Source organism: Streptomyces sp. NBC_01017 (genome assembly GCF_045162795.1).
Classification (GTDB): domain Bacteria; phylum Actinomycetota; class Actinomycetes; order Streptomycetales; family Streptomycetaceae; genus Streptomyces; species Streptomyces machairae.
In genome coordinates, this window is sequence record NZ_CP108683.1 from 5741910 (window position 1) to 5765155 (window position 23246).

General features: G+C 71.2%; 19 protein-coding genes, 1 tRNA gene and 1 other RNA gene. 17 read left to right on the forward strand and 4 right to left on the reverse strand.

Annotation, left to right across the window (positions count from 1 at the left end):
• Positions 1-3 precede the first annotated feature (3 nt).
• Positions 4-855, reverse strand: coding sequence for a helix-turn-helix transcriptional regulator (locus OG331_RS26360; protein WP_365061409.1), 852 nt, complete (start codon positions 853-855; stop codon positions 4-6).
• A gap of 234 nt (positions 856-1089) precedes the next feature.
• Between OG331_RS26360 and OG331_RS26365 the strand changes: the two genes are divergently transcribed.
• From OG331_RS26365 to OG331_RS26410, 10 genes are all read left to right on the forward strand, one after another.
• Positions 1090-1542, forward strand: a complete 453-nt coding sequence (locus tag OG331_RS26365) for an ATP-binding protein (RefSeq protein ID WP_406200493.1) — start codon at positions 1090-1092, stop codon at positions 1540-1542.
• A 149-nt stretch (positions 1543-1691) separates the two neighbouring features.
• Complete coding sequence (locus tag OG331_RS26370) at positions 1692-3428, forward strand: copper resistance CopC/CopD family protein (protein WP_406200495.1); 1737 nt, start codon at positions 1692-1694, stop codon at positions 3426-3428.
• A gap of 270 nt (positions 3429-3698) precedes the next feature.
• Positions 3699-5012, forward strand: a complete 1314-nt coding sequence (locus OG331_RS26375; protein WP_406200497.1) for an ABC transporter substrate-binding protein — start codon at positions 3699-3701, stop codon at positions 5010-5012.
• A gap of 5 nt (positions 5013-5017) precedes the next feature.
• Entirely contained in the window at positions 5018-5995 is a 978-nt protein-coding gene (locus OG331_RS26380; protein ID WP_406200499.1) for a carbohydrate ABC transporter permease, read from the forward strand.
• Positions 5992-6882, forward strand: a complete 891-nt coding sequence (locus tag OG331_RS26385; RefSeq protein WP_362387066.1) for a carbohydrate ABC transporter permease — start codon at positions 5992-5994, stop codon at positions 6880-6882. Before OG331_RS26380 ends, OG331_RS26385 begins: the two co-directional genes overlap by 4 nt.
• Before the next feature lie 26 nt (positions 6883-6908).
• Positions 6909-8234, forward strand: coding sequence for a glycoside hydrolase family 36 protein (locus OG331_RS26390; protein WP_406200502.1), 1326 nt, complete (start codon positions 6909-6911; stop codon positions 8232-8234).
• A complete protein-coding gene (locus OG331_RS26395) occupies positions 8231-10231 on the forward strand; it encodes a beta-galactosidase (RefSeq protein ID WP_406200504.1) in 2001 nt (666 codons plus the stop codon). Before OG331_RS26390 ends, OG331_RS26395 begins: the two co-directional genes overlap by 4 nt.
• Positions 10232-10293: 62 nt before the next feature.
• Complete coding sequence (locus tag OG331_RS26400) at positions 10294-11625, forward strand: TerD family protein (RefSeq protein ID WP_406200506.1); 1332 nt, start codon at positions 10294-10296, stop codon at positions 11623-11625.
• Positions 11626-11725: 100 nt separating this feature from the next.
• Positions 11726-12514: an Fpg/Nei family DNA glycosylase gene (locus tag OG331_RS26405; RefSeq protein WP_406200508.1), complete on the forward strand. Its 789-nt coding sequence runs from the start codon at positions 11726-11728 to the stop codon at positions 12512-12514.
• An 89-nt stretch (positions 12515-12603) separates the two neighbouring features.
• Positions 12604-15060: a SpoIIE family protein phosphatase gene (locus OG331_RS26410; RefSeq protein WP_406200510.1), complete on the forward strand. Its 2457-nt coding sequence runs from the start codon at positions 12604-12606 to the stop codon at positions 15058-15060.
• 39 nt (positions 15061-15099) lie between these two features.
• On the opposite strand, the gene OG331_RS26415 is transcribed toward OG331_RS26410, so the two are convergent.
• The gene (locus tag OG331_RS26415; protein ID WP_406200512.1) at positions 15100-15570 is read right to left on the reverse strand and encodes an NUDIX domain-containing protein; all 471 of its coding nucleotides are present in this window, start codon (positions 15568-15570) and stop codon (positions 15100-15102) included.
• A 69-nt stretch (positions 15571-15639) separates the two neighbouring features.
• Positions 15640-16164, reverse strand: a complete 525-nt coding sequence (locus OG331_RS26420; protein ID WP_406200515.1) for an ATP-binding protein — start codon at positions 16162-16164, stop codon at positions 15640-15642.
• Between the two features lie 115 nt (positions 16165-16279).
• Here OG331_RS26420 and OG331_RS26425 point away from each other — a divergent pair, with 115 nt between their 5' ends.
• The 4 genes from OG331_RS26425 to OG331_RS26440 all read left to right on the forward strand — a co-directional run bounded on the left by OG331_RS26425 (position 16280) and on the right by OG331_RS26440 (position 18817).
• Complete coding sequence (locus tag OG331_RS26425) at positions 16280-16513, forward strand: hypothetical protein (protein ID WP_406200517.1); 234 nt, start codon at positions 16280-16282, stop codon at positions 16511-16513.
• Positions 16514-16557: 44 nt separating this feature from the next.
• On the forward strand, positions 16558-16782 hold the full coding sequence (locus tag OG331_RS26430) for a hypothetical protein (protein WP_406200519.1): 225 nt from the start codon (positions 16558-16560) through the stop codon (positions 16780-16782).
• Positions 16783-16878: 96 nt separating this feature from the next.
• The gene (locus tag OG331_RS26435; RefSeq protein ID WP_406200522.1) at positions 16879-17187 is read left to right on the forward strand and encodes a hypothetical protein; all 309 of its coding nucleotides are present in this window, start codon (positions 16879-16881) and stop codon (positions 17185-17187) included.
• A 337-nt stretch (positions 17188-17524) separates the two neighbouring features.
• Positions 17525-18817, forward strand: coding sequence for an LPXTG cell wall anchor domain-containing protein (locus OG331_RS26440; RefSeq protein ID WP_406200524.1), 1293 nt, complete (start codon positions 17525-17527; stop codon positions 18815-18817).
• Between the two features lie 158 nt (positions 18818-18975).
• Here OG331_RS26440 and OG331_RS26445 read toward each other — a convergent pair.
• Positions 18976-19063 (reverse strand) — tRNA-Ser (locus OG331_RS26445).
• A 73-nt stretch (positions 19064-19136) separates the two neighbouring features.
• On the opposite strand from OG331_RS26445, the gene ffs reads away from it, so the two are divergent.
• The 3 genes from ffs (at position 19137) to purD (ending at position 23019) form a co-directional block, all read left to right on the forward strand.
• Positions 19137-19231, forward strand: an RNA gene (gene ffs / locus OG331_RS26450) — signal recognition particle sRNA small type.
• A 61-nt stretch (positions 19232-19292) separates the two neighbouring features.
• Positions 19293-21665, forward strand: coding sequence for a DNA polymerase III subunit gamma and tau (locus tag OG331_RS26455; protein WP_406200526.1), 2373 nt, complete (start codon positions 19293-19295; stop codon positions 21663-21665).
• Between the two features lie 100 nt (positions 21666-21765).
• Positions 21766-23019 carry a phosphoribosylamine--glycine ligase gene (gene purD, locus OG331_RS26460; RefSeq protein ID WP_406200529.1) on the forward strand — a complete coding sequence of 418 codons (1254 nt, stop codon included), beginning with the start codon at positions 21766-21768 and terminating at the stop codon, positions 23017-23019.
• Positions 23020-23246: the final 227 nt, after the last annotated feature.

A 23246-nucleotide genomic window follows, 5' to 3' on the forward strand; every position in this document is an offset into this window, starting at 1 on the left:
TCCTCAGGTGGTCTGGGCGATCCGGTGGATCAGGTCACGGGAGTCTGCGGGTTTGAGGGCGTCCGCCTCCATGCTGTCGAGTACGACGCGGTATTTCCCCAACTGGGCTTCCGCGTCCAGGAAGTCGCAGCCGTGGTAGGTGTCCAGTTGGACAGTGTCGAGCTGCGGAACCGGCCCCGCCAGGTAGTCGACGGACTGTCCTGTGCCGGGAAACGAGCCCTTGCCGAACGGGATGACCCTCAGGGTGACGTGGTCCAGCTCGCTCATGTCCAGAAGGTGCTGGAGCTGAGCGCGCACGGTGGCAGGACCGCCGTACCCCATGTGGAGTGCGCACTCGTGGATCACCGCTGTGTACGGGGGCGGGTCCTCGCGGTGGAGCACTCCCTGCCGCTTGATCCGGTGGCTGACGCGGTGCTCGATCTCGTACTGCCGCAGTGCGGGCACCGCCGCCTTGAAGAGGGCGCGGGCATGGTCGGTCGTCTGGAGCAGGGCGGGGATGTGAATGACCAGGGCGACGCGCAGGGCTGTCGCGTGGTGTTCCAACTCGGCGAGGTCGATGAGGCCGACCGGCAGGTGGTCGCGGTAACTGTCCCACCAGCCGCTCGCCTGGCGTTGCGCCATAGCGGCAAGGGCATCCACGAGCTGGGGGTCGCCGCAGTCGTAGGAGCGCGCGAGGGAGCGCACGCGGTCGGCACTCAGGGGACTGCGCCCTGTCTCGATCATGCTGACCCGTCCCTGGTTGACGCCGAGCCTTGCAGCGGCGCCGGTGGCCGTAAGCCCCGCTCGCTCGCGAAGCTTGCGCAGTTCAGCGCCCAGACGCCGTTGTCGCAGGGTGAGTGTGCTGGCGGTGGGCAAGGGGCCCTCCTTTCCGGCCGTGGCGCGGCGCTCAGGTACCTCACAGGAGGTAATCACCAATGGACTTCTCTGGATTCACTGAGAAGTATCTCAGCGCTGCGCTAGCGTAGCGCCACACCGTCCAACTCCCCCTGTCCCTAAGCCGGAAGCGCACCAATCCAGGCGATGCCACCGCCGGGCAAGGCAGTTGAGCGACCGCGAACTCCCCTCTTTGTGAGACAGCCGGAGGCTTCCATGCGCACCGTATCCCCGCCCGACACCTGGACGTACGCCCTCCGTCTGCCCCACGACCCCCGCGCGGCACGGGTCGCACGCATGACCGTACGGTCGGTGCTGGCCAGTCACGGCAGAGCCGAGATCCTCGATGCCGTCGAGCTGATGACCTCAGAGATGGTCACGAACACCTACCGGCACACCAACGGCCCCGCATCCCTCCGCCTGACCGCGCTCGCCGACGGGCGGCTGCGCGTCGGAGTCTGGGACAGTCACGCCCGCGTGCCCGCACCCTTTGGCCGGCCGCCCCACGATCACGTCCCACTCGCCCCGCCGGGTGCCGTCGGTGGTCGCGGCCTGCGCCTCGTACAGGAATACGCCGACTGCTGGGGCGGTGTGTCCCTCGGCGGCGACGGCGGCGGCGCCTTCGACCGTCGTGCCGGGAAGCTGCTCTGGTTCGAGCTGGGCGGATGAACCGGGGAAGAGGTGAGCGTGCGATGGTTCGCGTCCGTACCTATCCCCGAGGCCTCAAGTCCGACGACGGAGATGTGACACACGTGGGGTGCGATGACCGACGACGAGCGCGGCGCCGAATCCAGGGGCGGCGAGGAATTCAACGGCTGGTGCTGCTCGGCACCCTGCTGGTCCTGTTCCTCCTCGGCGGCACAGCCCCCGCGTCGGCCCACGCGGCCCTCCGCGCCACCGACCCCGAGGACGGAAGCGTCCTCAAGTCGGCCCCCCGTCACCTCACCCTGACCTTCACGGAGTCCGTCGGCCTGCTCGACGACTCCTTCCGCGTGCTGGACCCCGAGGGCCGCCGGCTGCGCACGGGTGAGCCGGAGCACGGCACGGACGGCGGTGACAGCGCCCGGGTGACGCTGCCCGCGAAGCTGGCCGAGGGCACGTACACGGTGGCGTGGCGGGTGGTGTCGGCCGACAGTCACCCGGTGTCCGGGGCATTCACGTTCTCCGTCGGGAAGCCGTCCCTGACGACGGCCACCGTGGACACCGGACCCGCCGAGGACCCGGCGACCAAGAGCCTCTACAACATCGCCCGCTATCTGGCCTACCTCGCCGCCGCCCTGCTCATCGGCGCCGCGACCTTCATGGCGGTCTGCCGCCCACCGGACGCCCCGGTGCTCCTCAAGCTGCTGAGGGCCGCCTGGTGGACCCTCCTCGCCGCCACCCTCGCCCTGCTGGTGCTGCGCGCCCCGTACGAGACGGGCGAGGGCCCCCTGGGATCCCTGAGCTTCGACTCCCTCTCCCGCACCCTGACGAGCCGCCCGGGCGCGGTCCTGCTGGCCCGGCTGGGCCTCCTGGCCGTCGCCGCCGTCTATCTCGTACGGCTCACCGGGCGCCGTAAGCCCTACGGCTGGGCGGGCGCCGCCCTCGCCGTCGGTCTCTCCGTGACCTGGGCGGCCGGCGAGCACGCCTCCGCGGGCATCCAGGTGCCCGTGGCGATGACGTCCTCGGCGCTGCACCTGCTGGCCACGGCGGTGTGGATGGGCGGGCTCGCGGCGCTGCTCGCGACGCTGTACCGCGCCCGCCTGACCCCGGCCGCGGTCACCCGCTTCTCCCGCCTCGCGTTCGCCTCCGTGACCGTCCTGGTCGTCACCGGCGTCTACCAGTCCTGGCGCGGCCTCGGCTCCTGGGACGCGCTCACCGGCACGACGTACGGCAGGCTCCTCGTCCTCAAGCTCGTCGCGGTGGCTCTGCTGCTCGCGGCGGCGGCCGTGTCCCGGCGCTGGACGGCGCGGCTGGCGACGGCCGACGCGGCGGCGGTCGTGGCGGAGAAGGAGCACGAACGGGTTCCGGAGCCTGTCGGCGGGCCGCCCGCGCTGCCCGAGGCGCCGCAGGCCGACGTACCGCCGCCGACCGACCCGCAGCGCCGGGCGCTGCGCCGTTCCGTCCTGGCCGAGGTCGCCGTCGGTGCCGCGGTGCTGGCGGTCACCACGATCCTCACCAGCACCCTGCCCGGCCGCGCGCAGGCCGAGGCGGCGGCGGAGTCGCCCGCGGTGATCGGCGCCTCCGTGACGGTCGTTCCCTTCGACGTCGGCACCCAAGGGGGCCACGGCAAGGTGCAGATCACCCTCGACCCGGGCCGGGTCGGCGACAACTCCATCGAGGCCATCGTCTTCGGCCCCGACGGCGGCGTCGCCACCGTCCCCGAACTGCGCGTCTCCTTCACCCTCCCGGCCAAGGACGTCGGTCCCATCGACGCCGGAGTCGCCGACAAGGGCGGCTACTGGGGCAACAGCTTCCTCAACCTGCCCCTCGCCGGGAAGTGGGAGATGAAGGTGACCGTGCGGACGTCGGAGGTCGACCAGGTGAGCGAGACCAGGACCGTGACCGTCCGCTAGTCCCTCCCCCTTCCGAGTCCCTCCCTCGGCTGTCCCTGCTCGACGGTGACAGCCGTGCGCCTCTTCGGTTCCCTGCCCTCAACGCAGTGTTGAACGTCGATCCGAGATATCGGTCACGTTTCCGAAACGTCGATCGACATCCCTTGACGCATGACCGGACATACGGCTGTTATTGCGCCATCGTGTTCGGTCAAGTTGATTTCTGATCGGTTACGACGGACTTCGACGCGTCCAACCCTCATGATCGAACCCTGCCCTCAGGAGCCGTAGATGCAGCACCTCTCCCCCTCCGGTCTCTCGCTGTCCTCGCCGAGTCGGCGCACCCTGCTGCGCGGCATAGGCGGCACCGCCGTACTCGGCGCGGGCATTCCGCTGCTCAGCGCCTGCGGCGGCAGCGGCACGGCGAGCGACCCGAAGACCGTCACCCTCGGCTCCAAGGCGTCCGACGCCGTGCCGAAGAAGGCGTTCGCGGACATCTACGCGGCCTACAAGAAGAAGTCCGGCATCACGGTCGACGTGAACACCAAGGACTCCAACACCTTCCAGGAGCAGATCAACTCCTACCTCCAGGGCACGCCGGACGACGTGTTCACCTGGTTCGCCGGCTACCGGATGCAGTTCTTCGCGGCCAAGGGACTGGCCACGCCGATCGACGACGTGTGGCAGACCATCGGGGGCAACTTCCCCGACGCGATGAAGAAGCTCAGCAAGGGCGAGGACGGCAAGTACTACTTCGTGCCGCTGTACACGTACCCGTGGGCGGTCTTCTACCGGAAGAGCGTCTTCCAGGAGAACGGCTACGAAGTCCCCACCACCTGGGACGACTTCGTCGCGCTCTGCAAGCAGATGCAGAAGGACAAGCTGGTCCCGATCGCCTTCGGCGACAAGGACGCCTGGCCCGCGCTCGGCACCTTCGACCAGATCAACTTCCGCCAGAACGGCTACGACTTCCACGTCGACCTGATGGGCGGCAAGGCCTCCTGGACCGACGCCAAGGTGCGCAAGGTCTTCGACCTGTGGACCGAGATCCTCCCGTACCACCAGGAGGGCGCCGTCGGCCGTACCTGGCAGGACGCGGCCCAGACGCTCGCCTCGAAGAAGGCCGGCATGTATCTGCTCGGCACCTTCGTGGCCCAGCAGTTCACCGACAAGGCCGCCCTGGACGACCTCGACTTCTTCGCGTTCCCGGAGATCGACCCGCAGTTCGGGCAGGACACCGTCGAGGCGCCGACCGACGGCTTCATGATGAGCAAGAGCCCGAAGAACAAGGCCGAGGCCGTCAAGCTGCTGGAGTTCCTGGGCACCCCGGAGGCCGAGACCGTCTATCTCAAGTCCGACCCGAGCTCGGTCCACGCCTCCACCAAGGCCGACACCTCCTCGTACACCGCCCTGCAGAAGAAGGCGTACGACATGATCGCCGGCGCCAAGTCGCTGACGCAGTTCATGGACCGCGACTCCCGCCCCGACTTCACCTCCACGGTGATGCAGCCGGCGCTGCAGAAGTTCATCCGCGACCCCAAGGGCGTGGACAGTCTGCTGTCCTCGATCGAGCGCCAGAAGAAGACGATCTTCGCGTCCGGCTGATCGACATGACCACAGAAACCACCAAGGAGATCCCGGAGGCGGCCGCCGTGCCGCCTCCGGGCGCTGCCCCCGCCAAGAAGGTGCCCCACGGGCACCGCCGTCTGCTGACCCGCCGCGACCGGCTCACCCTCGGGCTGATGGCGGGCCTGCCGACCGTCCTGCACATCGCTCTCGTCTGGGTCACGGCGCTGGCCTCGATCGCGCTGGCCTTCACCACCTGGGACGGGATCGGCTTCGACTCGATCCAGTGGGTCGGGCTGCAGAACTTCCGTGAACTCTTCGAGCAGAACCCGCAGTTCTGGCCCGCCGTCCAGCACAACGTCATCTGGTTCGTCGTCCTGATCGCGATCCCGACCCCGCTCGGCCTGTTCCTGGCCGTGCAGCTGGACAAGAAGATCCGGTTCAGCAGGGTGTACCAGACCGCGTTCTTCCTGCCGGTCGTGCTGTCGATGGCCGTCATCGGCTTTGTCTGGCAGCTGATCTACAACCCCGACACCGGCCTGATCAACAGCCTCATCGGGGCCAACGAGCCCGGCAAGTACATCGACTGGATCGGCGACCCGGACCTCAACCTCTGGGCGATCCTCGTCGCCGCGTCCTGGCGCCACACCGGCTACATGATGATCCTGTACCTGGCCGGCCTGAAGGGCGTCGACCCGTCCCTGCGGGAGGCCTCCGCGCTCGACGGGGCGGGCGAGTGGCAGACGTTCAGGAACGTCATCTTCCCGACACTGCGCCCCACCAACACCGTCGTCCTGGTCGTCACCATCATCGAGGCCCTGCGCGCCTTCGACCTGGTCTTCGTCTTCAACAAGGGCGCCGAGGGCACCGAGCTGCTCTCGATCCTGGTCACCAACAACATCATCGGCGAGTCCAGCCGCATCGGATACGGCTCCGCGATCGCGGTTGTCCTGCTGCTGATCTCCCTCGTCGTGATCATTCCCTACCTGGTGGCCACCTTCCGGAAGGAGCGGCGCGCATGAGCACCGGCACCCTCGCGCTCGGCAAGAAGCGCGCCCCCGTCCGCCCCGCCCGGATCCTGCTGCACGTCTTCCTCGCCGGCGCGGCGCTGGCCTGGCTCGCGCCGCTGGCCTGGGCGATCTATGCGGCGCTGCGGCCGTACTCGGAGACGAGCGAGAAGGGATACGTGTCCTGGCCGGACACGCTGAACTTCGACAACTTCACGAACGCGTATCAGCAGTCGGACATGAGCCACTACTTCGTCAACACCATGATCATCGCCGTGCCGGCGGTGCTGGTGACGTTGTTCCTGTCCTCGATGGTCGCCTTCTACGTGAGCCGCTTCGACTTCCGCATCAACCTGGCGCTGCTGCTGGTCTTCACGGCGGGCAACCTGCTGCCGCAGCAGGTCATCATCACCCCGCTGTACCGGCTGTACCTGCTGATCGACCTGCCCGGCATCACGATGAGCGGCAAGCTCTACGACTCCGCGCTCGGCCTGGTGCTGATTCATGTCGCGTTCCAGTCGGGCTTCTGCGCCTTCGTGCTCAGCAACTACATGCGCTCGCTGCCGCACGAGCTGACCGAGGCCGCGCTGGTCGACGGCGCCTCGGTGTGGCGGCAGTACTGGCAGATCGTGCTGCCGCTGTGCCGCCCGGCGATGGCGGCCCTGGCGACGCTGTTGTCCATCTGGATCTACAACGACTTCTTCTGGGCCCTCGTCCTGATCTCGACCGGCGAGAACATGCCGATCACCTCGGCGCTGAACAACCTCACCGGCGCGTACTTCACGGACCCGAACCTGGTCGCCGCAGGCGCTCTACTCACCGCGATCCCCACGCTGATCGTGTACTTCGTGCTCCAGCGGCAGTTCGTCAGCGGTCTGACGCTGGGCGCCAACAAGGGCTGACGGCCCCTTTCCTGAAAGAGACACCCGTGCACCACCTCTTCACCCCCGTCGCCTCCGTGCCCGTGGACCTGCGCACCGCCCTTGTCCACGAGGAGGGCTGGCAGTCCTGGAGCCCGAGCGGCGCCTACGCCCTCGGCGGCAAGCCGTACCGTCCGACCAACGACAACTGGGCGACGGTCTGTTACCGGCCCGGCGTCACCGTCCCCGAGGGAGCCTTCCAGGGCGAGGGGCTGCTGGCCCTGGACCCCGGCGACGGCTCACCCGTACGCCTGTGGGCGGCCGTCGAGCCGACCCGTGCGGTGCCGTCGATCCGCCTGGTCGTCGACGGGGACACGGCGGAGGTCAGCGCCGACGGGCCGGTGAAGGAGTGGACGGGCGCCACCATCCAGTCGGTGCTGGGCGACTGGGCCGAGGGCCTCCAGCTGCCGGCCCCCCGCCCGGCGCCCACCGTCTGGTGCTCCTGGTACGAGTACTTCACCGCCGTCACCGAGGACGACATCCACGAGAACCTCCGTGCGATGGACACCCTCGACCTGCCCGTCGACGTCGTCCAGATCGACGACGGCTACCAGAAGGCCCTCGGCGACTGGCTCACCCTCTCCGGCCGCTTCCGATCCCGCGCGGGCATCGCCGACGCGATCCGGGCGAGGGGCCGCCGCGCCGGCATCTGGACGGCACCCTTCCTGGTCGACCCGGCGAGCGACCTGGCCGCCGAGCACCCCGAGTGGCTGGTCCGCGACGAAGACGGCGGCTTCACGCACGCCGGCCGCAACTGGGGTCACGACCTGCGCGTCCTGGACACCACGCACCCCGAGGCGGCGGCGTACCTGACGGAGGTCTTCCGGACCCTGCGCGCCGAGGGCTACGACTACTTCAAGGTCGACTTCCTCTACGCGGGCGCCCTGGACGGCGTACGGCACGACGGAGACGACGGGGACGCCGCCGCGCTGACGGCGTACCGTTCCGGGATCGAGCTGATCCGCGAGGCCATCGGCGACGACGCCTACCTGCTGGGCTGCGGGGCACCCCTGCTCGCGTCCATCGGCCTGTTCGACGCGATGCGGGTCAGCCCCGACACGGCCCCGCACCGCCGCCCCGAGGCCGACGACCACAGCCAACCCGGCCAGGACCCGGCCGAGTTCACCGGCGCCGGCCGGCAGTGGCAGCACGGCCGCCTGTGGATCAACGACCCCGACTGCCTGATGGCCCGCCCGGCGGTGGAGACCCGTGCGCAGTGGGCGGCGCACGTCGAGGCGACGGGCGGCCTGATGGCGTCCAGCGACCGACTGCTCTCGCTGGACGAGTGGGGCGTGTCGACGACGCGCCGGCTGCTGTCCGGGGGCGCCCGATGAAGCGGGAACTGTCCGTCGAGGGCATCGCCTACGGCGGCGACTACAACCCCGAGCAGTGGCCCGAGGAAGTCTGGGCCGAGGACATGCGCCTGATGCGCGAGGCCGGGGTCACCATGGTCAGCGTCGGCATCTTCTCGTGGGCGCTGCTGGAGCCGAAGGAGGGCGAGTACGACTTCTCCCTCCTGGACCGCGTCCTGGACCTGCTGCATGCCCACGGCATGGCGGCCGACCTCGCGACCCCGACGGCGGCGCCCCCGGCGTGGTTCTTCCGCGCCCACCCCGAGGCACTGCCCGTCGACAAGGACGGCAGGGGGCTGTCGTACGGCAGCCGCCAGACGTTCTGCCCGTCGAGCCCCGCCTACCGCGACGCCGCGCTGCGGATGGCGCGGGCGCTGGCCGGGCGTTACGCGCAGCACCCGGCGCTGGCGATGTGGCACGTCCACAACGAGTACGGCTGCCACAACGCCGAGTGCTACTGCGACGAGAGCGCGGCCGCCTTCCGGCGCTGGCTGCGGGCGCGGTACGCGGACGATCTCGCCGCGCTCAACGACGCCTGGGGCACCCGCTTCTGGAGCCAGTGGTACTACGACTGGGACGAGATCCTGCCGCCCCGCCCCACCGGCGCCGTCCCGAACCCCACCCACCAGCTGGACTGGCGCCGCTTCTGCAGCGACGAGCTGCTGTCGCTGTACGAGGCGGAGCGCGAGGTTCTGCTGGCGGCGGCCCCTCAGATCCCCGCCACCACCAACTTCATGGTGATGTACAACTTCGACGCCCTCGACTACTGGCGCTGGGCCCCGAAGCTGGACATCGTCTCCAACGACCACTACCTCCGGTCGGCCGATCCCGAGTCCGAGATCGACATCGCGCTCAGCGGCGACCTGGTCCGCTCCCTCGCGGGCGGCCCCTGGCTGCTGATGGAGCACTCGACGGGCGCGGTGAACTGGCAGCCGGTGAACAGGGCCAAGGGTCCTGGCGAACTGCGGCGCAATGCCCTGGCGCACGTGGCCCGGGGCGCCGACGGCATCGCGTACTTCCAGTGGCGCGCGGCGAAGGCGGGCGCCGAGCAGTGGCACTCGGCGATGCTCCCGCACGCGGGCACGGACAGTCAGATCTGGCGGGACGTGGTCCGGCTCGGCGCGGATCTGCGGGCGTTGGCCGAGGTCAGGGGCAGTACGGTCCCGGCCCAGGTGGCCATCGTCTGGGACTGGAACTCCCGCTGGGCGATGGAACTGCCCTCCCAGCCGAGCGCCGAGCTGCGCTTCCAGGACCTGGTCCGCGCCTGGTACGAGCCGCTGTGGCGCGCAGGCATCGCGGTGGACTTCGTACGGCCCGACGCGGACCTGTCGGCCTACCGGCTGGTGCTGGCCCCCTCGCTGTACCTGGTGGACGACGAGGGCGCGAGGAATCTGACGGCCTTCGCGTCGGGCGGCGGCACGCTGGCGGTCGGCTTCCACAGCGGTGCGGTCGACGAGAACTGCCATGTCCGGCTGGGCGGTTACCCGGGCGCGTTCCGGGAGGCGCTCGGGGTACGGACCGACGAGCTGTTCCCGCTGCTGCCGGGGGAGCCGGTCGGGCTGAGCGGGGGCGGCACGGGGACCCTGTGGTCGGAGCGGGTACGGCTGTCCGGCGCCGAGCCGGTCGAGTCGTACACGACCGGTCCGCTGAGCGGCGTACCGGCGGTGACGCGCAACAGCACCGGGTCCGGGGTGAGTTGGTACGTGGCCACCCTTCCCGACCCGACGACCCTGGCCGCGCTCCTGGACCGTATCCGCCGGGAGGCGGGCGTGGAGCCGGTGCGCAGCACGCCGCAGGGCGTCGAGGCCGTCCTGCGGCGGGGCGCGGACGCCGACTATCTCTTCCTCGTCAACCACACCGACCGTCCCGCCCACGTGGCCGTCGCGTCGGACGCCACGGAGCTGCTGACCGGCAAGGTGCTGCCGGGTTCGGTCAGTGTTCCGGCGGGGGAGACGGCGGTGGTGCGCGAGCCGCGCTGAGCATCCCGCCCTGTGGCATGGTGGCGGGAAATCGCCGGGGGATCTTCGAGGGGTGGGGCGGCATGCCGGAGCTGACCAAGGGCGGGAACATCGCGGTGGGCTCCGGGCCCGTCGTCGCCGAGCTGCACGTCGTGGGCGGCACGGTCGACCTCAGTGCCCTGCTGGTGGCGGCGGACGGCAAGGTCCGGTCCGACGACGACCTGGTCTTCTACAACCAGCCGTCCGCCGAGTCCGGTGCCGTCCGGCACCTCGCCGCCGATACCGGGGGCCCCGAGCGCATCGAGATGAACCCGGCCGCGCTCCCGGCGGACGTGGACCGGGTGGTCCTGGTCGGGAGCTGCGATCCCGACGACGTGCACCGCACCTTCCGCGAGGTCAAGGACGTGCTCGTCCGCGCCTCCCAAGTCGGCGCCGACCCGGTCCACTTCCGTCCGCCGGCCCTCACCGACGGCGAACGCGCCGTACTCCTGATGGAGCTCTACCGCAGGGGCGAGGCCTGGAAGCTGCGCGCCATCGGCCAGGGGTACGCCGACGGGCTGGCCGGGCTCGCCACCGACTTCGGCATAGACGTGGCGGAGGCGGAGGAGCCGGAAGCGGCCGGGGAGCCCGAGCAGCGGGCGGCGGCACAGGCGCCGATGCCGTCCGAGCCGCCCGCCGGCGCGGCGCAGCCGGCCCCCACCGCGCCCCCGATGAGCCTGCGCAAGCCCCCGCTCGGCACGATCAGCCTCGACAAGGGCGGCCAGGTCGCGCTGAGCCTGGACAAGGCGGACCGCAAGCTGGTGGTCACCGCGACCCTGGAGTGGGACGGCGGCAGCGAGCAGCGCCGCAAACGGGGCGCCGACCTCGACCTCTACGCCCTGTTCGTGCCGGCGTCGAAGGCGATACGCGGCGACCGGGCTCCCGGCACCCTCATCACGCCGAAGAAGGGCTCGCGCCCCGCGCGCGCCTCGGACACGGCGCACAAGGGCAAGGGCGCGGACGTCGTCTACTACAAGCGCCTCGGCTCGCGGAAGAACAGTCCCTTCATCCACCTCGACGGCGACGCCCGCGTCCCCGGCCGCGAGACACTCCGTATCGTCCGCCCCGACCAGCAGGGCTACGTCCTGCTCTGCGCCTACTCCGCGCTCAGCAACGGCTTCGGCTCCTTCCGCAGCTTCGGGGCGAAGGTCGTCGTCACCGACGGGCGCGGCTCGACCGTCACGGTCCCGCTCTTCGAGAACACGAAGACCCGGTACTGGGTGGCCATCGCCCTCGTCGACTTCACCGCGTCCGACGGGGCGGAGATCCAGCACGTCGAGGCCTACAGCGCCCGTATGACCGAGCGCCGCCCGGTCCTGCACGTGGACGGCACCGTCGAGATGAACGCGGGGCCGGTGGAGTTCAAGCGGCGCTGAGCCGACGCCGGCCCGACGCCCGGGCCCGGCGAGGTGAGAAGTCCCCTAAACGGGGCAAAACAGATAAGAGCACGGCATCCAACCGCGAAGGCCGTCCGCCATGCCTGAGCTGCCAGACGTCGAGGGTTTCCGGAACGTGCTCCAGTCCTGCGCGAAAGGCCGGACCATCCGCCGCGTCGACGTCCGCGACCCGGGCGTCCTGCACGGCGTGAGCGCACGGCGGCTGCGGGACTCGCTGGAGGGGCGGCGCGTCACCAGGGCGGAGCGGCACGGCAAGTGGCTGCTCGCCCGCACCGGCGGCCCGACCCTCGCGCTGCACTTCGGCATGACCGGCCTGCTGCTCTGCGCCGACCCGGACGACGCGGCCGAGCCCCACGACCGCGTCCTGCTCACCGTCGGCCGCGACCACCAGCTCCGCTACCGTGACCAGCGCAAACTCCAGGGTCTCCGGCTGGCCGACGACGACTTCGACGTCGTACGGCTGCTGCGGGACCAGGGGCCCGACGCCCTGACGGTGGACCGCGAGGAATTCGAGGACGTGCTCGCCTCGCATCGCGGACGCGTCAAGTCGGTCCTGATCGACCAGTCGGCCCTGGCGGGCCTCGGCAACCTCCTGGCCGACGAGATCCTGTGGCGGGCCGGGCTGCGCCCGAACACCCCGGCGAACGTCCTCGCCGAGCCCGAGCGCCGCCGCCTCTACACCGAGATGCGCCGCACCCTGCGCCCCGCGGTCGCCGCCGGCCGGGTCCCCCCTCGCCCCACCTGGCTCACCGGCCACCGCGACGACCCCGACCCGCACTGCCCCCGCTGCGGCACGCACCTGCGCCGCACCCGCATGGCAGGCCGGACGACGGTGTGGTGTCCGGGGTGCCAGGAGAAGGGGGCGTGAGGGCGGCAGACGACTTCGAAACGACGGCCCGACGTGCGCGGGCCGGTTCAGGATCCCGGTGAATCTCGGCGAGAGCGAGATGAACGATCATGGACGAGCCCGTCATCACCGGCCGGACGACACGTCCGCTCGACGACGTGGTCGGCGAGGCCCTCACGGCCCGCGTCACCGTCGACGAACACGGCACGGTGACCGGGTGGAACGCGGGCGCCGAGCAGCTCCTGGGCTACTCGGCCCAACAGATCGTCGGGCGCCCGGCGGCCGAGCTGCCGGCCGGGCCTCTCCCGCCGGACCTGCCCCCGTTCGCCCGGCTGCCGAGATGGCACGGCACGGTCCCGGTCCGACACCGCGACGGCCGACGGCTGGAGATCAAGGTCCTCGCCCACCACCGGACCGGCGAATGGTTCCTGGTGTCGGCCCTGAGCAATCAGCAGCCCCCGCCACTCGCCGACGACCCCTTCGTGACCTGGAGTTTCGCCCAGTCCCCCTGCTGCGCTCTGGCGCTCTACGACACCCGGCTCCGGCTGCGCCGCGCCAACGCGGACATGGAACGCTCGGTCGCCCTCACCGAGGCGGACATGCTCGGCCTGCGGGTCAACGAGATCGTGGACAACCCGGCCGGCGACCGGGCGGAGGAGAGCATGGTGCGGGTCCTGGAGACGGGCGAACCGCAGTACAACGAGAACTTCCTGCGCGCCGAGGGTGAGACCCGCGAGCACGCCTGGTCGATCTTCCTGTCGGCCCTGCGCGACCCGGCGGGCGAGGTGCGGGGCGTCTGCCTCACCGCGCACGACATGACCGAGCAGCACTGGGCCCGCAAGCGCCTCCAGCTGATCGCCGAGGCGGGCCGGCGCATCGGCACCACCCTCGACGTGATGCGTACGGCGCAGGAGCTGGCGGACGTGACGGTCCCGGAACTCGCCGACTTCGCCACGGTCGACCTGCTGACCTCCCTCGAGGACCTGCACGAGCCGCTCCCCGAAGGCGGGCCGCCGCCCGGCCCCGTGATGATGCGCCGGGCCGCCCACCAGTCCGTGACCCCGGGCATGCCGGAGGCGGTCGTGGCGATGGGCGACGTGGACGAGTACCCGGAGGGCACGGCGCCGGTCGTGACGCTCCGCTCGGGACGGTCCGCGGTGTACGAGATGACACACCCCGAGATCACGCGGCTGGTCGCCCGTGACCCGGCCCGGGGCGCCCGGGTCCGAGAGTTCGGCGTCCATTCGGTGTTGGCGGTGCCGCTGACGGCCCGCGGAACCACGCTGGGTGTCGCCGTCTTCACCCGTCACCGCAAGTCCCAGGCCTTCCAGCAGGACGACCTGGTGCTGGCCGAGGAGCTGGCGGCCAGGGCTGCCGTCTCCATCGACAACGCCCGCCGCTACAGCCGCGAACGCGGCACCGCCGTGATGCTCCAGCGCAGCCTGCTGCCGCAGCGGCTGCCCAAGCAGGCGGCGATAGAAGTGGCGTCCCGCTACCTCCCGGCCGGCGCGCACGCCGGTGTCGGCGGTGACTGGTTCGACGTGATCCCGCTGTCCGGGGCGCGGGTGGCGCTGGTCGTCGGCGACATCGTCGGCCACGGCATCCACGCCTCCGCGACGATGGGCCGGCTGCGGACGGCCGTACGCACCCTCGCCGACATCGATCTGCCCCCGGACGAACTGCTCACCCACCTCGACGACCTGGTGGCCCGCCTGTCCACGGAACGCGACGCGGGCCGGTCGGCCGACGCGCACTCCGAGCCCGCGGGCGAGGTCGGGGCGACCTGCCTGTACGCCGTGTACGACCCGATCTCCCAGCGCTGCACCCTGGCCCGGGCCGGGCATCCGCTGCCGGCCGTGGTGAGCCCCGAGGGCACCGCCGAACTCCTCGACCTTCCGGTCGGCCCTCCGCTGGGCCTGGGCGGCCTGCCCTTCGAGGCGGCCGAGATCGACCTGCCGGAGGGCAGTCTGCTCGCCCTCTACACCAACGGCCTCATCGAATCCCCCGACCGGGACCTCGACGACGGCATCCGCCGCCTCCGCCAGCTGCTCACGGGCCCGGAGCCGACCCTGGACGGCCTGTGCGACAGGATCCTCACCGACCTGCTGCCGCCCCGCCCGCCGGACGACGTGGCCCTCCTCATCGCCCGCGCCCGGGCACTCGATGCCTCCCAGGTCGCCACCTGGGACGTACCGGCCGACCCCTCCGCCGTCGCCCAGACCCGCAAGGACGCGCTGGGCCAGCTGGAGGCCTGGGACCTGGAGGACGCCGCATTCGTCACGGAACTGGTCGTCAGCGAACTCGTCACCAACGCCATCCGGCACGCGGAACCCCCGATCCAGCTCCGCCTCATCCACCTCACCCACGACGACTCCCTCATCTGCGAGGTCTCCGACGGCGGCAACACCGCCCCCCACCTCCGCCGCGCCCGCACCTACGACGAGGGCGGCCGGGGCCTCCTCCTCGTCGCCCAGCTCACCCAGCGCTGGGGCACCCGCCAGACAGCCAAGGGCAAGACGATCTGGGCGGAACAGCCGGTGGAGCCGGTGCCGCCGGCCGGCGTCTGACCGATTGCGAGCCCGATCGAGCGGGACGAACGCTCCCGGCTAGCCGAGATACGGCCGCTCCCGCGCCTCCAGGAAGTGCCGCAGCCGCAGCCGCTGGGTGTGATGCATGGGGAGGCCGTCCAGTTCGTCGGGAGCCACGAACCGAATGCCGGTGGACTCGTCCGACGACGCGAGCCGCCCGCCGACGACGCGGGCGGTGAAGCAGACGTTGAACTGCCGCCGCACCTCGCCGTCCGAGTAGGCGATGACATGCCTCGGGTCGGTGTACGTCCCGACGAGCCCGGTGATCTCCACGTCCAGACCGGTCTCTTCCCGCACCTCCCGGACAGCCGCCCCGGGCAGCGAGTCCGCGAGCTCCATGCCGCCGCCCGGCAGGGCCCACAGGCCGTTGTCCCGCCGGCGCTGCAGCAGAATGCGCCCCTGCCCGTCCGTGACGACGGCCGAGGCCGCGACGACCAGGCTGTTCGGCGTGGGCGCGTCCGGGTCGGCGTAGTACTCGGTGCGAGCCACGGTGGGTTCCCTCCTGCCGGGCGCGACCTGCACCCTCGACCGGGTGGGAGCCAGGACCGCGGCCCGGCCTCACCCCTTGACCGCTTCGGCGATCTGCAGGGCGGCCTGGGCGGGCGTGAGGTGCGTGGTGTCGACGACCTCGGCCTCGCCGTGCAGCCACGTGCGGGCCGCCTCGGCGTAGGGCTCCAGGTACTTGAGACGGAACGAGGAGTTGGGCCCGACCACGGTGTCGCCCGCGATACGCCCGCGCAGGGTCTCCTGGTCGGCGTGGAGGACGAAGTGCCGGACCGGAATGACGTGCTGGGCGAGGCCCGCGCTGATCTCGCGCCAGTACTCCTCGACCAGGACGGTCATCGGCATCACCAGGGTGCCGCCGGTGTAGTCGAGTACGCGGCGGGCGGTCTCGACGACGAGCGGCCGCCACGGTGGCCAGTGCTGGAAGTTGTCCGTCCCGGGCAGCCCCGGTGTGATGTCCATGAGTGTCTCGCCGACCTTCTCGGCGTCGAACACCCGTGAGCCCGGGAGCAGCTGCTGCACGAGCGCACTGGTCGTCGTCTTGCCCGCACCGTGGGTGCCGTTGATCCATACGATCATGGGATCCAACGCTAGCGCCGTGCGGGCCGCGGGAACGGGCACGGCAGAAAACCAGTGAGCCACACCGGGCTCACTGGTGTGGCCTGAAAAATCGAACACATGATTGAATTTGGCCATGCGAACATTTCCCGACGACCTCGCCCAGGCACAGCGGGAGTGGAGCGCCACCTACCGGCAGCTGGCCGAGCGTCCCGGCCGCACGGAGCTGCGCCGACGCCTGTACCGGCTGTCGGCCGAGGTGTTCTTCCATCCCTTTTGGCAGCAACGGCGCCCCAGCCCCGCCGCCTGGTGGGACCTGCGTGACCTGGGCCGTTCGGGCGGGGACGTGCACGAGCGGCATCGTCGATGACGAGCTGGGGTGCAGGGCCCGACTTCCCGGATGATCCTGAGGACATGTCCGCACCGATACGCGTGACCGTGCATCCACCGTCCGCCACAGGAGGCCGACGCGTGCGCGTCGACGGCGAGATCCTCGGGCTGGCGCACAACGTGGCCGACGTGGCGGAGTTCCTCCGCAGGGCCGGGCTGGAGATCGACCCGTCGGACGTGGCGCAGGTGTCGTGGATCGACTGGCGGGGAGTGGGCCCCGATCACTGGGGCCCTGAGGCGGGCGGCTGACAGCAGCCCGCCGGGTCGCGAGGCAGGTTACTGGCGAGTTCGGATGCTCTGTAAGATCCACTCCGACCAACGCAAGCCCTAACTGGGGGAACACTCATGACCAAGCGCTTCTCCGCCCTGGCCGTCTCCGCGGCCATCGTCGGCGGCCTCTTCATCACGTCGGTGCCCGCTCACGCCGCCCCGTCCGCCGACCAGGGCGCGGTCTCGGCCAGGGCCGCCGTCACGTGCAACAAGAACCAGATGAGCCAGCAGATCGCCAACCTCAAGAGCAAGGCCGCGAAGCTGAAGCAGCTGGGGGAGACCGCGGCGGCCAACAGGGCGCTCAACGAGGCTGCGGCCATCCAGAAGAAGCTCAACGCCTGCATCAAGGCCGATGACGAAGCGAGCAAGCCGTTCCCCGGCTAAGTCTCGGCTGAGTCTCCGGTTCCACGTGTGGCGCCGCCCGTCCGTTCCACGGATGGACGGCGCCACGCGCTTTTCCACGCACAGGCCGGCGGGTGGCTGTGGAGCGACCCGGGCGGCGGCTGAGTGATGCATCACAGAAAAAGTGCGGCCTACGCAGGCAACTGTGCGCTAAGTGCCCTATGTGCGTGCGCCGTGAAGGTTTCTCCGGCAGAGGGCACGAGAAACCGCCTGCGGCCTTGATCAGGCAGGTCATACGATCACCGCTGCGTCGCCCCGCGTGAGTAGTCCGCAAGTGCGACGCCCAGCGCACCTTTTCGCCACCGACCAGGGGTCCCTTGTGAAGATTCGCCGTGTTCTCGCGACCGCCGTCGCCGCCGCCGTGACCGCCCCGGTCGTCCTTCTCTCGACGGCACCCGCCTTCGCCGACGAGAAGCCGGCCACGCAGACGCAGAAGGCGAAGCCGACGATCGAAGAGCTCGAGCAGGCCGTCGACCTCGCGCAGAAGGAGTACGACGCCGCCGTCATCGCGGTGAACGACGCCATCAAGTTCCTCGAAGAGGGCCTGGAGGCGGAGAACTACCCGACCAAGGCCGCCGTCATCGAGACCAAGAAGGCCGCTGAGGCCGCCGCCAAGGCCAAGACGGAGGCCGACCAGGCCGTCGTGGACGCCCGGGCCAAGCTCGACGCCGCCACCACCGACGAGGAGAAGGCCGCGGCGCAGACGGTGCTGGACGCGGCCTTGAAGGCCGCCCAGGACGCCGCGGCGGCCAAGACGGCCGCCGACACCAAGGCCGCCGAGGCGAGGACCGCTCACGACGACGCCCGCGTCGCCCAGGCCCGGAAGATCGGCCTTCTGCAGAAGGCGAGGGACGAGGCCAGGAAGAAGCTTGACGACGCGAAGAAGGCGCTCGCGGATGCCGAGGCCGAGGAGGGGGAGGAAGGGGAGGAGCCGGGTGGCGAGTGCGTCCCCGAGCCGAAGCTCACCGCTGTCCTCAGCGGCCTGCCGGACAAGGTCGTCGGCGGAACCACGGAGAACTTCACGCTGCGCGTCACCAACGGCACCAGCAAGACCATGGACGAGGTGTACCCGTACGCTGCCGTCCACGCCTTCGACGACAAGGGCCTCAAGGAACTCGACTCCTACCTCGACCTGGAGTGGTCCACCGCGGCGAACCCGAGCTGGCGCGACTTCGACGTGCTCGACGGATCGTCCGTCGGCTCCCTCAAGGCGAAGGCGTCGGTCGACGTCAAGCTGCGGCTGAAGGTCGACGCGGACATCCCGGCCGGGCAGGGCGCCGTCTTCGTCTCGGCCGACTACATCAACGCTGACGAGTCCTGCGGCGGTTACCCGGACCTCGACCACCACGAGTTCCAGATCCTGGCCAAGACCGACCCGGGCAACAACGAGGACACCGACGGCAAGCCCGGCAAGCCCGACAACACCACCGAGCAGGGCGGCACCTCCACCACTCCGGTGAACGGCACCGGCGGCAGCGACAGCGGCTCGCTCGCCGAGACCGGCTCGAGCGACGCCCTGTCGAAGGTCGCCCTGGCGGGCGGCGCGGCGCTCATGCTCGGCGCCGGCGCGGTGGTCGTCGCCCGCCGCCGCAACGCGGACACCAACGCCTGACCCGCACTGCGAGACGCGACCGGGCCCGTTCCCTTGAGGGGGACGGGCCCGGCCCGTTCCGGCCCCGACAGCGCGCTGAGACGGAAATTGCGACGGACAACGACGAAGGGCCCCACCGCGAACGGTGGGGCCCTTCGACATCGTGCCCGGTGAGGCACTGGCGGAGGATACGAGATTCGAACTCGTGAGGGGTTGCCCCCAACACGCTTTCCAAGCGTGCGCCCTAGGCCTCTAGGCGAATCCTCCGCCGCAAACAATACAAGACGTTGAGGAGTGCTCGCGAACTCGTTCCCCACTGCTGACATCGGGTACTCTCTGGGAAGCCCCTCACGCGGCGCTATCTGACTGAACTCCCCCAGGGCCGGAAGGCAGCAAGGGTAGGTTGGCTCTGGCGGGTGCGTGGGGGGCCCTTGCGTTCCCCGGGGGCCGGACCGCCGGGGCCGGGTTGTCAGTGGGCGCCTATAACCTCGTATGCGTGTCGTCTCTCGCGCTGTACCGCCGCTATCGCCCGGAGTCGTTCGCCGAGGTCATCGGGCAGGAGCATGTCACCGACCCGTTGCAGCAGGCGCTGCGGAACAACCGGGTCAATCACGCGTACCTGTTCAGCGGGCCGCGCGGCTGCGGCAAGACGACCAGCGCCCGGATCCTCGCCCGGTGTCTGAACTGTGAGCAGGGTCCTACGCCGACCCCCTGCGGCGAGTGCCGGTCCTGCCAGGACCTCGCTCGCAACGGCCCCGGATCCATCGACGTCATCGAGATCGACGCCGCGTCGCACGGTGGTGTGGACGACGCCCGTGAGCTGCGCGAGAAGGCCTTCTTCGGACCGGCGGGCAGCCGCTACAAGATCTACATCATCGACGAGGCCCACATGGTCACGTCGGCCGGCTTCAACGCGCTGCTGAAGGTCGTCGAGGAGCCCCCGGAGCATCTGAAGTTCATCTTCGCCACGACCGAGCCCGAGAAGGTCATCGGGACCATCCGCTCCCGGACCCACCACTACCCCTTCCGCCTCGTCCCGCCGGGCACCCTGCGGGACTACCTCGGCGATGTGTGCGGCCGGGAGAACATCCCCGTCGAGGACGGCGTGCTGCCGCTCGTCGTGCGCTCGGGCGCGGGGTCCGTGCGTGACTCCATGTCCGTCATGGACCAGCTGCTCGCCGGAGCGAGGGAGGAGGGTGTGACGTATGCCATGGCCACCTCCCTGCTCGGGTACACCGACGGATCGCTCCTCGACTCCGTCGTGGAGGCCTTCGCCACCGGTGACGGCGCCGCCGCCTTCGAGGTCGTGGACCGCATCATCGAGGGGGGCAACGATCCGCGGCGGTTCGTCGCCGACCTGCTGGAGCGGCTGCGGGACCTCGTGATCCTCGCCGCCGTGCCGGACGCCACCGAGAAGGGGCTCATCGACGCCCCGGCCGATGTCCTGGAGCGCATGCAGGCCCAGGCCGGCATCTTCGGCGCCGCCGAACTGAGCCGTGCCGCCGACCTCGTCAACGAGGGGCTGACCGAGATGCGGGGGGCCAACTCGCCCCGGCTGCAGCTCGAGCTGATCTGCGCGCGCGTGATGCTGCCCGCGGCGTACGGGGACGAGCGTTCCGTGATGGCCCGCCTCGACCGGCTGGAGCGGGGCGTCAACTTCTCCGCGGGCGGCGGCGCCGGCATGCCCGCGATGGGATACGTGCCCGGCCCCGACGCCCACGCGGGAGCGGCCGCCGCGCCGGTTCCGCCGGGTGGCGGTCCCGCCGCGGCCCGGGCTGCCGTACGGGTGTCCGGAGGGCCGGGGCAGGCACCCGCGGCCGGGCCCGGTGCTCCGACGGGCGGCGCTGCGGGCGGCACGGGCGGTACGGCCGCCCCGGGCCCGACGGGGCAGACCCCGCCCGCGCCCGCAGCGCCGGGCGAGGCCCCCCAGAGCGGCCACCGGCCTCAGCCCTCCCAGGCTCCGCCCACCCCCGAGCCCGCACCCGCACCCCCGTCCACACCTACGCCCGCTCCGGCGGCAGCCACCCCTCAGGCCCCCTCCGCCCCCGCCCCCGGCGCCTGGCCCACCGCAGCCCCCGCAGGCGGCGGCCGACGCCCCGGCGGCTGGCCCACGGCGACCCCGGCGGGCGGCGGCACCCAGCCCCCGGCCCCGGCAGACGGCACCCCGGCACCCACCCCGCAGCAGCCCCCGGCACCCGCGCCGGCGCCCACAGCCGCCCCCACCGCAGGCGCGTCCCCCGCCTACACACCCCCGAGCAGCGGCGTCGACCCCCGCATGCTCTGGCCGAACATCCTGGAGGCGGTCAAGAACCGCCGCCGCTTCACCTGGATTCTGCTCAGCCAGAACGCCCAGGTGACCGGCTTCGACGGCACCACCCTCCAACTCGGCTTCGTCAACGCCGGAGCGCGCGACAACTTCGCGAGCAGCGGCAGCGAGGACGTCCTGCGCCAGGCGCTGGCCGAGCAGTTCAACGTCCAGTGGAAGATCGAGGCCGTCGTCGACCCGTCGGGCGGGGGCTCGGCTCCCCCGCCTCCGGGCGGCTCCCCGGGCTTCGGCGGAGGCGGAGGCGGCGGTGGCGGTGGCGGCAACAGCGGCTACGGCGGTGGCGGTACGTCCGCCCAGCGCCCGGCCCCTCCCCAGCCCACGCCCACGGCGCCCGCCCCACCGTCGACGCCCTCCGCGTCGGCGGCCGCCCCCTCCCCGGCACCCGAGCCTGCCTCCGCCCCGGAACCGCGCCCGCCGGTGAACCTTGAGGACGACATCCCCGAGGACGACGACCCAGACCTCAACGAGTCGGCGCTCTCCGGCCGTGAACTGATCGTGCGGGAGCTGGGGGCGACGGTGGTGGAGGAGTTCACGAACGAGTAGCGGGGCACGGTGCCTTGGAGGAGCGCCTTGGAGGAACGTACAGGTCACGAACCCCCGGCCCCTCGGCACCCCGCACAAAAACCCCGTTAGGCTGACCCCCGTGAAGGTCCTTGTCATCGGAAGCGGCGCCCGCGAACACGCCCTGTGCCGCTCCCTGTCCCTCGACCCCGACGTCACCGCGCTGCACTGCGCCCCCGGCAACGCCGGCATCGCCGAGGTCGCCGAGCTGCACCGGGTCGACGCCCTGGACGGCACGGCCGTATCCGCGCTGGCGGAACGGCTCGGTGCCGGCCTCGTGGTCGTCGGGCCGGAGGCACCGCTCGTCGCCGGGGTCGCCGACGCCGTCCGCGCGGCGGGCATCCCGGTCTTCGGTCCCTCCGGGGAGGCCGCGGAGATCGAGGGTTCCAAGGCGTTCGCCAAGGACGTGATGGCGGCGGCCGGTGTCCCGACGGCCCGCTCCTACGTCTGTACGACGCCCGCCGAGGTCGACGAGGCGCTCGACGCCTTCGGCGCCCCGTACGTCGTCAAGGACGACGGACTCGCCGCCGGCAAGGGCGTCGTCGTGACCGCGGACATCGAGGCGGCCAGGGCGCACGCCAACTCCTGCGAGCGCGTCGTCATCGAGGAGTACCTCGACGGCCCCGAGGTCTCGCTCTTCGCCATCACCGACGGCCAGACGGTGCTCCCGCTCCAGCCCGCCCAGGACTTCAAGCGGGCGCTCGACGGGGACGAGGGCCCGAACACCGGCGGCATGGGCGCGTACTCCCCGCTCCCGTGGGCCGACCCGAAGCTGGTCGACGAGGTCATGGAGACCGTCCTCCAGCCGACGGTCGACGAGATGCGCCGCCGCGGCACCCCGTTCTCCGGGCTGCTCTACGCCGGTCTCGCGATCACCTCCCGCGGGGTACGGGTCATCGAGTTCAACGCCCGCTTCGGCGACCCCGAGACCCAGGTCGTCCTGGCCCGCCTGAAGACCCCGCTGGCCGGAGTCCTGCTGGGCGCAGCCAAGGGCGAACTCTCCGACCTGGAGCCCCTGCGCTGGAGCGACGACGCCGCGGTCACCGTGGTCGTCGCCTCGCACAACTACCCCGGCACCCCGCGCACCGGCGACCCGATCACCGGCCTCGACGAGGTGGCCGCCGAGGACGCCCCGCTCGCATACGTCCTGCACGCCGGCACCAAGCAGGACGGCGACTCGGTCCTGAGCGCCGGCGGCCGCGTCCTGTCCGTCACGGCCACCGGCAAGGACCTCACCCAGGCCCGCGACCGCGCGTACCGGGCCGTGGCCCGCATCCGGCTCGACGGCTCCCAGCACCGTACGGACATCGCGGCGAAGGCGGCGACGGGCGAATAACCACCCCGGGCGCCCGCCCCGGATCAACGCGAGCGCCCGCCCGGATAAACCCCGAAGGCCCCGAATCCGTCTCAGGATTCGGGGCCTGATCCATGCCGGGACCAGGGCCTGCCACCGTCCGGGAGGAGGTCCTGCCACCTGCCGGGATCAGGGGCCTGATCCTCGCTGTCCGTCATCCACCTTTCCCCAAAGCCATTCCATCGAGTGACCGATGCCCCATCCGGCTG

What these genes read in the sequence shown, in the direction of transcription:
- OG331_RS26365 (WP_406200493.1), top strand. Translation starts at nt 1,090, where the DNA reads ATGCGCACCGTATCCCCGCCCGACACCTGGACGTACGCCCTCCGTCTG.
- OG331_RS26375 (WP_406200497.1), top strand. Translation starts at nt 3,699, where the DNA reads ATGCAGCACCTCTCCCCCTCCGGTCTCTCGCTGTCCTCGCCGAGTCGG.
- OG331_RS26380 (WP_406200499.1), top strand. Translation starts at nt 5,018, where the DNA reads ATGACCACAGAAACCACCAAGGAGATCCCGGAGGCGGCCGCCGTGCCG.
- OG331_RS26385 (WP_362387066.1), top strand. Translation starts at nt 5,992, where the DNA reads ATGAGCACCGGCACCCTCGCGCTCGGCAAGAAGCGCGCCCCCGTCCGC.
- OG331_RS26395 (WP_406200504.1), top strand. Translation starts at nt 8,231, where the DNA reads ATGAAGCGGGAACTGTCCGTCGAGGGCATCGCCTACGGCGGCGACTAC.
- OG331_RS26400 (WP_406200506.1), top strand. Translation starts at nt 10,294, where the DNA reads ATGCCGGAGCTGACCAAGGGCGGGAACATCGCGGTGGGCTCCGGGCCC.
- OG331_RS26405 (WP_406200508.1), top strand. Translation starts at nt 11,726, where the DNA reads ATGCCTGAGCTGCCAGACGTCGAGGGTTTCCGGAACGTGCTCCAGTCC.
- OG331_RS26410 (WP_406200510.1), top strand. Translation starts at nt 12,604, where the DNA reads ATGGACGAGCCCGTCATCACCGGCCGGACGACACGTCCGCTCGACGAC.
- OG331_RS26420 (WP_406200515.1), bottom strand. Translation starts at nt 16,164, where the DNA reads ATGATCGTATGGATCAACGGCACCCACGGTGCGGGCAAGACGACGACC.
- OG331_RS26425 (WP_406200517.1), top strand. Translation starts at nt 16,280, where the DNA reads ATGCGAACATTTCCCGACGACCTCGCCCAGGCACAGCGGGAGTGGAGC.
- OG331_RS26430 (WP_406200519.1), top strand. Translation starts at nt 16,558, where the DNA reads ATGTCCGCACCGATACGCGTGACCGTGCATCCACCGTCCGCCACAGGA.
- OG331_RS26435 (WP_406200522.1), top strand. Translation starts at nt 16,879, where the DNA reads ATGACCAAGCGCTTCTCCGCCCTGGCCGTCTCCGCGGCCATCGTCGGC.